This window comes from Virgisporangium aliadipatigenens, from assembly GCF_016863615.1.
GTDB lineage: Bacteria > Actinomycetota > Actinomycetes > Mycobacteriales > Micromonosporaceae > Virgisporangium > Virgisporangium aliadipatigenens.
This window is the reverse complement of record NZ_BOPF01000019.1, coordinates 172,099-186,633: the sequence shown is the minus strand read 5'-3', so window position 1 is coordinate 186,633 and position 14,535 is coordinate 172,099. Positions and strand designations below refer to the sequence as shown.

Genomic DNA, 14,535 nt, shown 5'->3' with positions numbered 1-14,535 from the left:
GTTACTGCATGATTACCCGGAGCTACTCACGCCGGCCCTGCCGGTCTCCGCCCAGAAAATTTTCGCAAGGAGCTTCACCATGCCTGAGAACAACGAGTTCACGGCGAGCACCGACGTCCGCACCGGCTACCTCTCGGGGCCGGGCTTCACGGATGTTCCGGTGCGGTACAGCGTCGTGGACGGGGTCGCCATCTACGACGGATGCATCGACATGGGCCCGGCCGCCGAGGTCGCCGCCCGCGCCGAGCGGATCCGCGCCGCGGGTGGCACCAAGGACGCCGGTCCCGACCTCCAGCTCAAAGGCGTCGGCCTTCCGCCGGACTCGTCGTTCCTCTGGTCGAACGGCATTGTGCCGTTCACCGTCGACGCCGGCCTGCCCAACGCCGAGCGCATCACGCAGGCGATCGCACACCTGCACGCCAATACCGGCATCCGGTTCGTGGCGCGCACGAACCACGCCAACTACGTGCGCTTCGTGCGCAACGCCGAGTCGTGGAGCTCCTCGGCGATCGGCATGCGCGGCGGCGAACAACTGATCCGGATCTCCGACGGGGCGCCGATGGGCACCATCGTGCACGAGTGCATGCACGCGCTCGGAGTGCTGCACGAGCAGAGCCGCGGCGACCGGGACACGTTCGTCACCATCAACTACGCGAACATCCAGGAGGGCTTCGAGTCCAACTTCGACCGGTTCACCGACGGGTACCGGGATTACGTGGACTACGACTACGGCTCGATCATGCACTACCCGGGTACGGCGTTCTCGAAGAACGGCCAGCCGACCATCGTTCCCACCCAAAAGGGAGTGACCATCGGTCAGCGCAACGGCATGTCCGCGACCGACCGGATCACGATCGCCGAGATGTACTCCCGCTTCACCGGGCGTGGCCACACCGGCGTCTGGCGCTCCGGCAACGGACGCCACGCCCTGTGGGTGAACGCCTCCTGGGAGAGCTTCCACGCCAAGTGGCAGGAGTGGTCCGCGCAGAACCTGCGCCTCATCGACATCAACGTGCGCACGGTCGGCAACGAGCAGCGCTACTCCGGTGTCTTCCAGGAGGGCACCGGCGGCCACGCCCTGTGGGTGAACGCCTCCTGGGACAGCTTCAAGGCCAAGTGGCAGGAGTGGGCCCAGCAGGGGCTGCGCCTGGCAGACCTGCACGTGCTGCGGGTCGGCAACGACTACCGCTTCTCCGGCGTGTGGCTGCCCGGCACCGGCGGCTACGGCCTGTGGGTGAACGCCTCCTGGGACAGCTTCAGGGCCAAGTGGCAGGAGTGGGCGGCCCAGGGCCTGCGGCTGGTCGACGTCAACGCGCAGCACGTCGGCGGCCAGACCCGCTGGTCCGGCGTGTGGCTGCCCGGCACCGGCGGCTACGGCCTCTGGGCGAACGCCTCCTGGGACAGCTTCAAGGCCAAGTGGCAGGAGTGGGCCGCCCAGGGCCTGCGCCTCACCGACGTGAACGTCCACCAGGAGGCCGGCACCGACCGCTACACCGGGGTCTTCCTGCCCGGCACCGACGGCCACTACCTCTGGGCGAACGTCCCCTGGGAGAGCCTGCGGGCGAAGTGGGAACAGCTCGGCGCGCAGGGGCTGCGCCTGGTCGACTACGAGTTCACCGGCGCGGCGGTCGCCGACACCCTGGACACGGCCGGCGCCCCGGCGACGGTGACCGCGGCGCCGGAGGACGACGGGCGGGGCATGGGCGGCATCTTCGGCGAGCCGGCCGGGACCCCCACGGCGACACCGGCGCTCGCCGGCGCGGCGGCCTACGCGACGGCGCGCCGCGACGCCGACAGCGCGGGCCTCGGCGGCCTCGGCGGCTTCGCCCCGGCGGACGCGGCGCCCGGGACGGCCGGGACCGACGGAGCGGGCGGCCTCGGCGGGCTGCACCCGGGCGCCGCCCCGGCGAGCGAACTCCCGGTGGCCGGCGGCGCCGGCGTGGGTGGCGCGGTCCTGCCCGGTGCGGCGCTCTCTCAGCACGGCAAGGGCGTCACCGACGGCAAGGGCGTGACGGACGGCAAGGGCGTGACCGACGTCGGCGCCGTGCGCGACGGTGCCGAAGAGGTCGGCGCGTACGCCCTCAACTGAGTACCGGACAGAGACTGAGTACCGGCCAGAGACTGAGTGCCGGACAGAGACTGTGTCGGGCGGCCCGCGCCAACGGGCCGCCCGACACGCGTGTCCTCCCGTTCGCGGCGCCCGGTGCCGTCCGGTAACGCCCGAGTGCGGACGCTTAGGTGACGCGGCCCCCGGTCGATCACGACAGCGTGCGGATCAACCAGGTCGATCGGCCGGTCGCCGGTTGGACGGCGGCGGGCCTGCTCTTCTGCGTCGCCTATCCGCTCCTCGGCGACGGCACGCCGCTGGGCGCCGTGGCCTACAGCCTCTTCGACCTCACCGCGCTGGGCGTGATCGTCCTCGGGATGCGCCGCAACCGGCCGCCGGAGCGCACCGGCTGGCTCGTCCTGCTCGCCGGGCTGTCGTTCCGCACGCTCGGCGACATCACCTACGAGGTGATGCGGCAGGTGCTCGGGCTGGAGCCGTTCCCGTCGGTGGCGGACGCGTTCTACCTGACCGGCACCGTGCTGACGGTGAGCGGCGTGCTGCTGCTGGCCCGCCGGTGGCTGCGCCGCGACCTCGCCGGCATGTTGGACGCGGCGATCGTCGCCTCCGGCCTGGGGCTGGTGTGGTGGGTGTTCGTGATCGGGCCGCTGGCCGCCGACGCGAGCATCCCGCTGCCGGAGCGGCTGGTCGGCTCGGCCTACCCGGTGTGCGATCTCTTCCTGCTGGCCGTCGTGGCGCGGCTGCTGACCCGGGCCGGGCGTCCGACGCCGAGCCTGCGCTGGGTCACCGTCGCCGTCGTCGCGACCCTCGCCGCCGACGTGTCGTTCCAGGCGATCATCGCTTACGAGCCCCAGTGGGAGGGCTTCGTGATGATCGGTTTCATCCTGTCGAACGTCGGATACGGCGCCGCGGCGCTGCACCGTTCGGCCGGCGAGGCGGGTCCCGCGACGGGTGCCGAGGTGCCGCTGGGCCACCGCCGGCTGGCCGTGCTGGCGGGCTGCACGCTGCTGGTGCCGGCGCTGCTGTTCGTGCAGGGCGCGACGAACGGCACCACCAGCTGGCTGCCCATCGGCGTCGGCGCGGTGCTGCTGTTCCTGCTCGTGCTGACCCGCATGTCCGGATTCGTGACCGAGGTGCAGCGCCAGGCGGGCCAGCTCGAGGAGTTGGCGATGCGCGACGAGCTGACCGGCCTGCCCAACCGTCGCGACTTCGAACGCCGCCTGAGCGCATCCGTCGCCGGCGATGCCACCCAGGTCGCCCTGCTGGACCTCAACGGCTTCAAGGAGGTCAACGACCGCCACGGGCACGCCGTCGGCGACCGCCTGCTGACGGTCGTGGCCGAACGCCTCCGGGGCGCCCTGCGCGACGGCGACGTGGTGGCCCGCATGGGCGGCGACGAGTTCGCGATCCTGCTGGAGGAGCGCTCCCCGTCGGTGATGTTCGGCGTCGTCGAACGCATCTCCGCCGCCCTCGTCGAGCCGATCCGGGTGCAGGGCCACGAACTCCTGGTCGGCGCCAGCGTCGGCACGGCCGACGGCCGGGGGGTCGGCGACGCCTACGAACTGCTGCGCCGCGCCGACGTGGCGATGTACGCCGCGAAGGAGAGGGGCGGGCGGCACCGCGCCTACACGCCGGACCTGGACACCCGGGCCGGCGAACAGGCGCGGCTGGCCGCGGAGCTGCGCACCGCCCTGGAGGCCGGCCAGCTGAGCCTGGCCTACCAGCCGATCGTGTCGCTGCCGGAGGGCCGCGTCGTGTCGGTCGAGGCGCTGCTGCGCTGGACCCATCCCGAGCGCGGCGCGATCAGCCCGGCGGAGTTCATCCCGGTGGCGGAGGAGACCGGGCTGGTCGTGGAGCTGGGCGCCTGGGTCCTGCGAACGGCGTGCGCCCAGGCGGTGACGTGGCGGCGGGCGTTCGGCGCGACGGCTCCGGAGCGCATGAGCGTGAACGTCTCCGTGCGCCAGCTGGCCGAGCCGACGTTCGCCGGCGTGGTGGCGGAGGTGCTGGCGTGGACCGGCCTCTCGGCGCGCGACCTCATCGTGGAGGTGACCGAGACGGCCGTGTTCGACGGCGGGCAGGCGCTGCGCACCGTCAAGGCGCTGCACGAACTGGGGGTCCGGGTGGCGCTCGACGACTTCGGCACCGGCCACTCGTCGCTGGGGCTGCTGCAGACGGTGCCGGTCGACATCATCAAGGTCGACAAGTCGTTCGTGGACCGGGTGACGCAGGCGGGGCGGCACGCGGTCATCGCGACGGCCCTGATCCAGGTGAGCAACGGGCTGGGCCTGACGGCCGTCGCCGAGGGCGTGGAGACGGCCGACCAGGCGGCGGAACTGCACCGGCTCGGCTACCGGTTCGCGCAGGGGTACCACTTCGGCAAACCGGTGGCCGAGCCGGACTTCGGTGCTGCTCTCACCCGAGCCTGACCGCCCCCTACGCGGGCATGATGCTCGGGAAGCGTTCCCACACGCGGTGCAGCGACATCAGTTCCTTGACCTGGGTGAACACCTCCGTGGCGGAGCCGCCGGTGACGACGCCCGGCGTATCGGCGACCCCGGCGTCGTGCAGCAGGCTGGCGCCGACGCCCCAGCCGCCGATCACCTTCGAGTGCCGCCAGCACTCCTCGACGAGCAGCGCGACCCGCGGGTCCGTGACGACGGTCGCCACCGCCGCGGCCTTCGCGTCGCGGGACGGCAGTGCGTCCGGGGCCGGGGCCGGCGCACCGGCCAGCAGCAGGGCGTCGAACTCGACCGAGCGCGCGGTCAGGAACGTGCGCTGCACCGGCAGGCCGTTCACCATGCCGCCGTGCGGGCCGATGAGCAGCGGCACCATCCCGCCCGCGAAGATCGCCTCGCGCACCAGCGGGATGCCCTCGAGGTCGCCGTCCGGGTCGATGACGATGCCCACCATGCGGCCGTCGCCCGGCCACTTCTTGCCCACCTGGGACAGCGCCGGGCTCGGCGTCACGTCGGCGAACTCCTCGGTCGGCTCGGGCACCGGCAGGCCCAGGCCGGTCGCGACCTGTTCGCACAGCAGCGGGTCGATGTTGGCGAGGCAGCGCAGCTGGCGTTCCTTGATCGCCTGCTCGTAGCACTTGCCGAGCTCGAACGTGTACGCGCGCACGATGTGTTCCTTCTCCACCGGCGACATGCTCAGCCAGAACAGGCGCACCTGGCTGTAGTGGTCGGCGTAGGAGATCGGGTTGGCCCGCACCTTCGGCGCCTCGGCGACGCGCACCGGCACGTCCAGGAACGCGTTCTCCTTGTCGCCGGCGGGGAAGGGATTGCCGCCGTCGAGGGAGTTCGGGCGGTACGGGGCGACCCCGGCGTGCACCGCGTGCTGGTGGAACCCGTCGCGCAGCATGTCGTTGACCGGCGCGTGCGGCCGGTTGATCGGGATCTGCGAGAAGTTCGGGCCGGCGAGCCGCGTGAGCTGCGTGTCCAGGTAGGAGAAGAGCCGGCCCTGCAACAGCGGGTCGTTGGTCACGTCGATGCCGGGCGGCAGGTTGCCCAGGTGGAACGCCACCTGCTCCACCTCGGCGTGGAAGTTGCGCGGCGTCCGGTTCAGCACCAGTTTGCCGATCGGCTGCACCTCCGCCAGTTCCTCCGGAACGATCTTGGTGGAGTCCAACAGGTCGATCCCGGCGAACGTCTCGTCGTCGGTGTCCGGGAAGACCTGGATCCCCAGCTCCCACTCCGGGAACGCGCCCGCCTCGATGGCGTCGTAGAGGTCGCGGCGGTGGAAGTCCGGGTCGATCCCGCCCAGCAGCTGCGCCTCCTCCCAGGTCAGCGAGTGCACGCCGAGCTTCGGCTTCCAGTGGAACTTCGCCAGCACCGTCTCGCCGGCGGCGTTGACCAGCCGGAACGTGTGCACCCCGAAGCCCTCCATCGTCCGGTAGGAGCGCGGGATGCCCCGGTCGGACATGTTCCACATGGTGTGGTGCTGCGCCTCGGTGTGCAGCGAGACGAAGTCCCAGAACGTGTCGTGCGCGCTCTGCGCCTGCGGGATCTCCTTGTCCGGGTGCCATTTCGCGGCGTGGATGATGTCCGGGAACTTGATGGCGTCCTGGATGAAGAAGACCGGGATGTTGTTGCCGACCAGGTCGAAGGTGCCCTCGTCGGTGTAGAACTTCGTCGCGAAGCCGCGGGTGTCCCGCACGGTGTCGGCCGAGCCGCGCGAGCCGAGCACCGTGGAGAAGCGCACGAAGACGTCGGTCTCCTTGCCCTTGGCGAGGAAGCCGGCGCGGCACAGGTTCGTGGCGGTGCCGTAGCCGGTGAAGACGCCGTGCGCCCCCGCGCCGCGGGCGTGCACCACGCGCTCCGGGATGCGTTCGTGGTCGAAGTGGGTGATCTTCTCGCGGAAGTGGTGGTCCTGCATGAGGATCGGCCCGCGCGGGCCGGCCTTCAGCGAGTGGTCGGTGTCGCGCAGCCGCGCGCCCTGCGAGGTGGTCAGGTAGGCGCCCTGCTGCCCCTTGCTCTCCTTCGGCGCGCCGGTCTCCGCGCCGGTCGGCGTGCGGGTGTCGGGCGCGCCGTGCTCCTTCTTCGGGGGCAGCGGCTCGCGGGGCGTCGTGGGTTCCTCCAGGCTCGGGGGAACGCTCGAGGGCGCGCCGGGAACGTCCGGGCTCAACGCGTCCGCCACCTTCCCGGCGGCTGCCTCCACCGCTTCCTTGATCTTCTTGGCGGGCTTGCTGGAACTCATGTGATCGTTCCTCCGAGAGCGACGGTGCAACGGACCCGTGGCGGCTACCCGGCGGAGGACCGGGCAAACACCGATAAACTTCCGCACATGTCGGCGTGGATCGTGTGGCGGCAGGACGACAACGGCAACCGGTTCGAGGTGCGCCGCTTCGACGACCGCGCCGCCGCCGAGGCCCTGGCCGCCGAGATGGAGGCCCGTGGGCACAAGCAGATCTACTGGGTCGCACCGGCCGAGTCGTAGGGGCGCGACGGTGCTGCGCGCGCTCGTCGTCGTGCTGGTCGTCCTCGTCGTGCCCGTGGCGCTGCTCTGGTCGTTCCAGCGGCGGCTCGTCTACTTCCCGTCCGCGCAGGCGCCGGCCGTCGCGGCGGGCGTGCGGGAGGTCGTTCTCGACACGTCCGACGGGCTGCGGCTGGGGGCGTGGCTCGTGCCGGGGACGTCCGACACGGCCGTGCTCGTGACGCACGGCAACGCCGGCGACCGGGGCGACCGGCTGCCGCTGGGCCGGGCGCTGGCCGCCGCCGGGCACACCGTCCTGCTGGTGGACTACCGCGGCTACGGCGGCAACCCGGGCAGCCCCTCGGAGGAGGGCCTCACCCGGGACGCGGTCGCGGCGTGGGAGTACCTGACCGGGCCGGGCGGGTTCGCCCCGGAGCGCATCGTGCTCTTCGGGGAGAGCCTCGGCGCGGCGGTCGCCACCCGGCTGGCCGCCGACCGTGCCGCGGCGCCGCCGCGCGGGCTGGTGCTGCGTTCGCCGTTCCGGTCGTTGGCGGCGGTCGGGCGGGTGCACCATCCGTACCTGCCGGTGGGGGCGCTGCTGCGGGACCGGTTCCCGGTGGTGGAGCTGATCGGGCGGGTGCGGGTGCCGACCGTGGTGGTGTACGGGACGGCCGACACCGTGGTGCCGCCGGCGCAGAGCCGGGCGGTCGCCGGCGCGGCGCCGCATCTGCTGGACGCGGTGGCCGTCGAGGGCGCGGACCACAACGACGCCGTGCTCGGTGCCGGGCCGGCGGTCGTCGACGCGGTGCTGCGGGTCGCCGGGGGAGCGGAGGGCCGCTGAGCGGGGCGGGCGGGTGCCGGTTCAGGTGAGGGGGAGGGCCGCCGCGACCGGCCAGGCGACGGCGAGCGCACCCGCCAGAACGGTGTGCCGCACGCCGATCCCGGTGCGCCACGCGACGGCGGCACTCGCCAGGTGCACGGCGCACAGGATCGCGATCAACGGCGTCACGATCAGCAGGAACCCGGGCGCCAGCCCCACGACGGCCGCCACCGGCAACGGCAGGCACACTGCCGCGAGCACGGCCCCGCCCCAGGGCGGCGGAACGACCGCGTGCACCCCGCTCAGCAGGAACGCCACCGCGAGGAAGAGAAGAGCGACCAGCCAGACGTGCGCCCCGTGCGGTGTCATCGACGTGAGGCCCGCGTGCACCGGGAGCACCACGGCGGCGCCGCTCACGACGGCGAGGCCGGCACCCGAAGCCGTTCCACCGAGAAGAGGACGACGGATCGCGGCGAGCACGAGGCCCGCGAACGCCGTGTAGCCGATCAGATAGCCGGTGACCCCGGACGGCAACAGGCGCGAGCAGAGCACCCCACCGACGATCCCGGCCAGGGGCGCGGCCAGCAGCCACGGCAGGCGGCGCGGCAGGAGCGCGTCGGCGGGCCGCGCGGACGGCCGCAGCAGCGAGACGCCCACGAGCATCAGCAGCACCGCGCCGGCGAGCACCGTCCCGCCGGCCGCGACCCGTCGCTTCGCCTCGATCACCGGCTTCGCCGCGGTGTGCCCGAGCGCGTCGTCGAGCCAGCGCGCCGCCTCGTGGTGCGTCCGGTCGGCGTAGAGCACACTCACATGCTCCGTGAACGGCACCGGCACCACCCGCCCGGCGTCGGCCCGCTCGGCGACGCCCCGCAGCCCCGGCTCGAACGCGCCCATGAGCAGCAGCAGCTTCCTCGGCCCGGGGCGCTGCCGGGCGGCGCCGTCGTCGCCCATCGAGATGGCCACGGTGGCGGCGATGCCCTGGTCGGCGGCGCCGACGCGGGTGACGGCGCTCGCGCCGAGGGAGTGGCCGAGCAGCGCGACCCGGTCGGGGTCGACGTCCGCGCGGCCGCGCGTGTAGCGGACCACGTCGATCAGATCCCGGTCGAACGCCTCGACGCCGCTCAGCCGCTTCGTGTTGCCGGCGTGCCCGGCGAGATCCGGCAGGACGACCACGTACCCGCGCCGCGCGAGCGTGTCCGCGAACGGCCGCATCAGCTGCCCGGAACCGGCATAGCCGTGCGCGACGACGACGGCGGGTTTCTTTCCCGGGGTGTCCGCTGCCCGCACCACCTCCAGCGGGATGCCGTCGACCGTGGCGGACGTCGAGCGCAGCCCGTCCCCGGCGCGCGCCAGCCCGAACGCGCCGGCCAGGATCAGCAGCAGTGCGACAAGGGTGGCGTCGCGTCGCGCGGTGCGGCGGATGCGGTTCTGTCCGGTGGCCGCGGAGTGCGTCACGGCTGCCGAGCGTAGAACATTTCAGCGACCGACCCGTTCCGAGCGGCGCACGCATCGACAGGTATTGAAGTGTCGGCCGCGGTCGGGCTACCGTGCGCGGCCATGAGGCGTGCCGTGCTTGTCGTCGTCGTCGCTCTCGTCGCAGCCCTGTGCGCGGTCGCCCCGGCCCACGCGGCCACGGTCACCGTGCCGAACGGCGGGCAGTTCCGCGACACGTCCGGCAACGTGGTGCACGCCCACGGCGGCGGCGTCATCAAGGTCGGCGCGTACTACTACTGGTTCGGCGAGAACCGCAACGCCGACAGCACGTTCCGGTACGTGTCGGTGTACCGCTCGACGGACCTGCGCACGTGGGAGTTCCGCAACAACGTGCTGACCCAGCAGTCGCACAGCGAACTCGCGGTCGCCAACATCGAACGCCCCAAGGTGATCTACAACAGCGCCACGGGCCAGTTCGTCATGTGGATGCACAAGGAGAACGGCCGCGACTACGGCGAAGCGCGGGCCGCCGTGGCGACATCGTCCACAGTGGACGGCAACTACACGTACCGGGGCAGCTTCCGCCCGCTCGGGCACATGTCCCGCGACATCACGCTGTTCCGCGACGACGACGGCGCCGCTTACATGATCAGCGCCGCGAACGAGAACGCCGACCTGCACGTGTACCGCCTCACCGACGACTACCTCGGCGTGCACACCCTGCTGCACCGGCTCTGGCAGGGTTCGTGGCGCGAGGCGCCGGCGATGTTCAAGCGCAATGGCGTGTACTTCCTGCTCACCTCCGGCGCCACGGGCTGGGCCCCGAACCAGCAGAAGTACGCGACGGCCTCCTCGGTGGCCGGCACCTGGAGCGCGCTGCAGAACGCCGGCGACAACACCGCGTACGGTTCGCAGGCCGCCTATGTGCTGCCCGTGCAGGGCACCTCGACGACCTCGTACCTCTATCTCGGCGACCGCTGGGCCGGTGCGTGGAACGGCGCCGTGAACGACTCGCAATACGTGTGGCTGCCGTTGACGTTCCCCTCGAACACGTCCCTGTCGCTGAGCTGGACGCCGCAGGTGAGCATCGACACCGCCACCGGCGTCGTGCAGTCCACTGCCGGCCCGGCGGAGAACCTCGTCGCCCGGCACAGCGGCAAGTGCCTCGACGTCACCTCCGGCTCCACCGCCGACAGCGCCCGCACCCTGCAGTACACCTGCGGCACCGGCACGAACCAGCGCTTCACCGTGCAGGATCTCGGCAACGGCTACGTGCGGCTGGTGGCGCGGCACAGCGGCAAGTGCCTCGACGTCAGCGGCAACTCCACCGCCGACGGCGCCACCGTCCTGCAGTACACCTGCGGCGGCGGAACCAACCAGCAGTGGCAGTTCCGCGACGCGGGCGGCGGCTACGTGCGGCTGGTCGCGCGGCACAGCGGCAAGTGTCTCGACATCGCCGACGCCTCCACCGCCGACGGGGCGGGCGGCTTGCAGTGGAGCTGCGGCAGCGGCGCGAACCAGCAGTTCACCCGGCGGGCCGTCGCGTAGCGGCGGGTCCTCGTCAGAGTTCGATGCGGTAGTGGACCTGGGTGTCGTGGGTGACGAACCCGGCTTTGTCGTAGACGCCGAACTCCTTGCTCGAACCGTCGGCGTCGACCCTGAGGCTGGCCCGTCCGTAGCCCTGGTCCCGCGCGGTTTTGAGCGTGTGTGAGATCAGGGCTTCGGTCACGCCGCGCCCCTCGTACGCGGGCCGCGTGGCGATGACCCTGAAGTACGCGTCACGGATGCCGGTCGCCACGGTGTCGGCCTCCCACGAGACGACCAGGACGACCCCGGCCGCGGTGCCGGTCTCGACGTCGCGCAGCAGGAAGCTCGTCTCGGGCCGGAAGTTCGCGTTGACGGCCCAGACCTTCCACTCCTCGGCGCTGAGCTGCGACCTGCCCGGGATGTCCCGGACGGCCTCGTTGCGGACCGCGCGGAACTCCTCGTCGGTCCCGGCCGTGTAGCCCTCGATCCGCAGGCCGTCGGGGACCGGGACGTCGGGAACGGCGGTGCCGAGCGGATGCCTCATGTGCCGGCTCCACGTCGTCGCCGTCATCCCCGCCGCGCGGTACAGGGCGACGGCCCCGTGCACATGCTCGCCGTAGACGGATTCGACGACCAGTCGGAGGGTGGGGTGATGCAGGGCGTGCAGCGCCCGGGCGGTCGCCAGCCCGTGCCGCATGAGCTTCGTCCCGAGTCCCCGGCGACGATGGGTCGGGCGGACGGCGCCGGCCGCGTGCACCCGGTGCACGATCTCGGCGTTGGGCTTGTAGTGGACCGCCGAGAAGCCGAGCATCGTCGCGCCGTCGAAGACCGCCAGCGTGGACGTCGGGAGGTCGTCGACCGGTGAGTCCAGCTCCTCGGCCGCGTCCTGGGCGGTGTACTGCCCCCAGACGTGGTCCTCCGCGTCGATCGCGTTCAGCAGGTCGGCCATCGCCGCGCCGTCGGACACGGCCAGCGGACGCCAGATGAGGTCCGGCGATTCGGCGGTCACGACCGCACCCTATGGAGCCCGGCGAGGCCTGTCCTCCCATTTCCGGGACCGGTGATCGGCTCCGCGTGGCGGAAACATTTCACGCCGCGGCGGCCGTATGCGCCGTTCGCCGTGGATCCGCGGCGCGATCGCTATCGATATGCCTGGATGGTGTGCAGACTGGCTGACATGTCTGCCGCCCTCGACACCCCCGCCCCGCCGGGTCCGCCGCCGCGAACCGCCGCGCGGGGCCGGCTCGCGATCGGTGCCGCGGTGACGGCCGCGGTGCTGGTGCTCGCCGGCCTGTACGCCCTCATCGGCCGGCCCGACGGCGAGCCGGCCGCACCTCTTGCCACGGGCAGCCTGACCGACCAGCTCGCCGCGCGCGTCGTCACCGAACTGGAGAAGGCCACCCCGCAGCAGCACACCGACCACGGGCACGACCTGGGCGGCCGTTCGGGTGGGCTGGTGTGCGTCGCCGAGGTCTACGGGGTCGAGCCCGCCACGGCCGGCAGCGTCGACGAGGTGACCCGCGCCTACGGCTACCACGCCTGCGCGTTCACCAAGGACGGCTATCCGTTCGACGTGGCGCCGAAGCTGGTCGGGCCGATCGTCGTCGACGGTGCGCCGTTCGCGGTGCGGGCGATCACCGGCGGCGAGGACTTCCGCGAACGGGTGCGCGCCGAACTGCCCGCCGAGTATCAGGAGCGGGCGTTCAAGGGGTTCAGCGGTCCGGAACGGGTCGAGGCGCTGAAACGCCGTTACCAGGAGGCGATGCCCCGCTGAACCGGCGGTGGGCGCGCACCGCCGAGGAAACCCTCACGTGCGGATCCACACCTGCGGGCGATGGCTCAACGGCCGACGGTCAGGCGCTCGATGCGCTCCACCGCGTCGTACTCGGTGTACACCTTCGCCAGACGGCGCACGTTCTCCCGGATGTCCGCGTCGGCGAGTACCTGCGTGACGGCGTTCCCGACGGCCTCCGGCGACGGCGTGGCGGTCGCCAGGTCGATGCCGAGCCGGTGATGAGCGACCCGTGCCGCGTTGGCCGGCTTGTCCTCGCTGGTACCGGCCATGATCACCGGCACGCCGGCGGCGAGCGCCTGATGGGTGCCTCCCGCGCCACCGTTGGTGATCAGCACGTCGGCCTTCGGCAGCAGCGCGCTGAACGGGATGAACCGCTCCACCCGCGCGTTCGCCGGCACCGGGATGGTCAGTGCCGACGGGTCCTGCCCCAACGCCGCGACCACGGTCAGCTCCCGACCGGAAAGGGACCGAAGCGTCGGCTCCACCAACTGGGACAGATCCTGGTTGGCGACCGTCCCCTGGGTCACGACCACGACGGGACGGCTGCCGTCCAACTCTGCCCACCACGCGGGAGGCCGCCAGCCGTCGGGTTCCTGAGCGGGCACCACACCGACGAGGTGCACATTGCCCGGCAGGTCCGAACGGGCGAACTCGAACCCCGGAACGCTGAGCACCGCCGTCGCGTCGGCGAGCGTGACGATCTCGTCCCCGATGCGCGCGCTGCGGGCCGTGGCGCCCAGCGTGGACAGCAGCGCGTTCAGGCGTTGCTGCGTCGGGCCGAGATCGGCCGCGTGCGCGGCGTTCGCGGCACGGTTGGCGGCTCTCTGGTCCGCACCGGGGCCGACCTTCACCGGCCCGAAATACGTGGTGTCGTCACTGCTGAGAATCAGCGGGACGGCGCTGACCGCGACCCAGCGCCGCGGACGGCGTCCCGGTGCGCCCACGGCGGCGGGCATCGCGCCGAGGAACATCGTGTTGGCGATCAGACACCGCTGCGGATCCTCCTCGAGCAGCCGTTGAAGCGCCCGATACTGGTCCGGCATCGGTTCGACGAACAGCTCGATCCAGTTGAAGTTGCGCCGCGCCGCGCCCGACGGCAGACCGGCCGTGTCCCGTGCGGCGATGAGTTCCGCCAGGTCGTAGTCGGCCCTGCCGGTCAACGCCACGTGCTCCAGGCCGGCGTCGCGCACCGGGCCGCGAAAGCGACTGCCGGTCAGGAAGGCGATCCGGTGACCCCGGTCGGAGAGCTGTCGGGCCAGGTGCAGTAGCGGCATGACCTCGCCGGTGATGGGCGGTGCCGCCACGATGATGTTCGCCATGATGTGAGCGACCGTAGGTGGTGCGGCACGGCGTCGACGACGGACCCCGCCGGGGATTGGTGGAATCCGTAGGCGGTGCACCGGCGACGCTCACTCGCCGACCTGATCCAGGTAGAACCGGGCCGCGGCGATCACCCCGTGCTCGACGGTGAGAATGGCCGGTCCGCCGGCACGGTAAGGCGCGCCGGCGACAGTGGTCCCGGTCATCGACCACTCCGTCCAGATGCTGCCGTCCGCGCCGCGACTCCACCGCAGGAGCCGTCCCTTGTGGTCAGGCACCAGGGCGAAGATCCCGGCCCAGTTCTTGCGGACCTGCGCGTTGCCGGTGAAGCCACGCGACGGGTGCAGCGGCGTCACGACCGTGAAGTCGACGGCGAAGCAGGCCGCCACCTTGTCGGCGTCCCCGCTGCTCATGGCCCGCTCGAGGCGTTCCACCACCTCGGGCTTGCCCCGCCCGGGCCGGAACCGCTCCGAAGCGCCCGAGGTCAGCGCGGCCGCGAACGTGGCTGTGGCCGCTCCGCCGCCGGCCAACAAACTCCGTCGATCCATCCGTCGTCAACCCTTCTCCCGGGATCCCGGGAGCGGGACCACGCTCCGATTGTTGCGGGGGTGGCCACGGGCCTGCCTGGTACAACCTGTCCCACTCCCGAACGACGCGGAA

11 protein-coding genes are annotated in these 14,535 nt (G+C 72.1%); 6 read left to right on the top strand and 5 right to left on the bottom strand.

Annotated features, from left to right (window positions below; all coding sequences use genetic code 11):
• Positions 1–79: 79 nt before the first annotated feature.
• Together Val02_RS25400 and Val02_RS25395 are read left to right on the top strand one after the other, a co-directional pair.
• Positions 80–2,089: a M12 family metallopeptidase gene (locus tag Val02_RS25400; RefSeq protein WP_203901704.1), complete on the top strand. Its 2,010-nt coding sequence runs from the start codon at positions 80–82 to the stop codon at positions 2,087–2,089.
• A gap of 149 nt (positions 2,090–2,238) precedes the next feature.
• Positions 2,239–4,491, top strand: a complete 2,253-nt coding sequence (locus Val02_RS25395) for a putative bifunctional diguanylate cyclase/phosphodiesterase (RefSeq protein WP_239153322.1) — start codon at positions 2,239–2,241, stop codon at positions 4,489–4,491.
• 7 nt (positions 4,492–4,498) lie between these two features.
• On the opposite strand, the gene Val02_RS25390 is transcribed toward Val02_RS25395, so the two are convergent.
• Complete coding sequence (locus Val02_RS25390) at positions 4,499–6,763, bottom strand: catalase (protein ID WP_203901703.1); 2,265 nt, start codon at positions 6,761–6,763, stop codon at positions 4,499–4,501.
• An 87-nt stretch (positions 6,764–6,850) separates the two neighbouring features.
• Between Val02_RS25390 and Val02_RS25385 the strand changes: the two genes are divergently transcribed.
• Both Val02_RS25385 and Val02_RS25380 read left to right on the top strand, forming a co-directional pair.
• Positions 6,851–7,003, top strand: a complete 153-nt coding sequence (locus tag Val02_RS25385; protein ID WP_203901757.1) for a hypothetical protein — start codon at positions 6,851–6,853, stop codon at positions 7,001–7,003.
• Positions 7,004–7,013: 10 nt separating this feature from the next.
• Positions 7,014–7,820, top strand: coding sequence for an alpha/beta hydrolase (locus Val02_RS25380; RefSeq protein WP_203901702.1), 807 nt, complete (start codon positions 7,014–7,016; stop codon positions 7,818–7,820).
• 21 nt (positions 7,821–7,841) lie between these two features.
• On the opposite strand, the gene Val02_RS25375 is transcribed toward Val02_RS25380, so the two are convergent.
• Positions 7,842–9,254: an alpha/beta hydrolase gene (locus Val02_RS25375; RefSeq protein ID WP_203901701.1), complete on the bottom strand. Its 1,413-nt coding sequence runs from the start codon at positions 9,252–9,254 to the stop codon at positions 7,842–7,844.
• 102 nt (positions 9,255–9,356) lie between these two features.
• Here Val02_RS25375 and Val02_RS25370 point away from each other — a divergent pair, with 102 nt between their 5' ends.
• A complete protein-coding gene (locus tag Val02_RS25370; RefSeq protein WP_203901700.1) occupies positions 9,357–10,781 on the top strand; it encodes an RICIN domain-containing protein in 1,425 nt (474 codons plus the stop codon).
• A gap of 13 nt (positions 10,782–10,794) precedes the next feature.
• On the opposite strand, the gene Val02_RS25365 is transcribed toward Val02_RS25370, so the two are convergent.
• Positions 10,795–11,769 carry a GNAT family N-acetyltransferase gene (locus Val02_RS25365; RefSeq protein ID WP_203901699.1) on the bottom strand — a complete coding sequence of 325 codons (975 nt, stop codon included), beginning with the start codon at positions 11,767–11,769 and terminating at the stop codon, positions 10,795–10,797.
• 168 nt (positions 11,770–11,937) lie between these two features.
• Here Val02_RS25365 and Val02_RS25360 point away from each other — a divergent pair, with 168 nt between their 5' ends.
• The gene (locus Val02_RS25360; protein WP_203901698.1) at positions 11,938–12,534 is read left to right on the top strand and encodes a hypothetical protein; all 597 of its coding nucleotides are present in this window, start codon (positions 11,938–11,940) and stop codon (positions 12,532–12,534) included.
• Positions 12,535–12,599: 65 nt separating this feature from the next.
• Here Val02_RS25360 and Val02_RS25355 read toward each other — a convergent pair whose 3' ends face one another.
• A complete protein-coding gene (locus Val02_RS25355; RefSeq protein WP_203901697.1) occupies positions 12,600–13,874 on the bottom strand; it encodes a nucleotide disphospho-sugar-binding domain-containing protein in 1,275 nt (424 codons plus the stop codon).
• 90 nt (positions 13,875–13,964) lie between these two features.
• Positions 13,965–14,423: a nuclear transport factor 2 family protein gene (locus Val02_RS25350; RefSeq protein ID WP_203901696.1), complete on the bottom strand. Its 459-nt coding sequence runs from the start codon at positions 14,421–14,423 to the stop codon at positions 13,965–13,967.
• Positions 14,424–14,535: the final 112 nt, after the last annotated feature.

What these genes read in the sequence shown, in the direction of transcription:
- Val02_RS25400 (WP_203901704.1), top strand. Translation starts at nt 80, where the DNA reads ATGCCTGAGAACAACGAGTTCACGGCGAGCACCGACGTCCGCACCGGC.
- Val02_RS25390 (WP_203901703.1), bottom strand. Translation starts at nt 6,763, where the DNA reads ATGAGTTCCAGCAAGCCCGCCAAGAAGATCAAGGAAGCGGTGGAGGCA.
- Val02_RS25385 (WP_203901757.1), top strand. Translation starts at nt 6,851, where the DNA reads ATGTCGGCGTGGATCGTGTGGCGGCAGGACGACAACGGCAACCGGTTC.
- Val02_RS25370 (WP_203901700.1), top strand. Translation starts at nt 9,357, where the DNA reads ATGAGGCGTGCCGTGCTTGTCGTCGTCGTCGCTCTCGTCGCAGCCCTG.
- Val02_RS25360 (WP_203901698.1), top strand. Translation starts at nt 11,938, where the DNA reads ATGTCTGCCGCCCTCGACACCCCCGCCCCGCCGGGTCCGCCGCCGCGA.
- Val02_RS25355 (WP_203901697.1), bottom strand. Translation starts at nt 13,874, where the DNA reads ATGGCGAACATCATCGTGGCGGCACCGCCCATCACCGGCGAGGTCATG.
- Val02_RS25350 (WP_203901696.1), bottom strand. Translation starts at nt 14,423, where the DNA reads ATGGATCGACGGAGTTTGTTGGCCGGCGGCGGAGCGGCCACAGCCACG.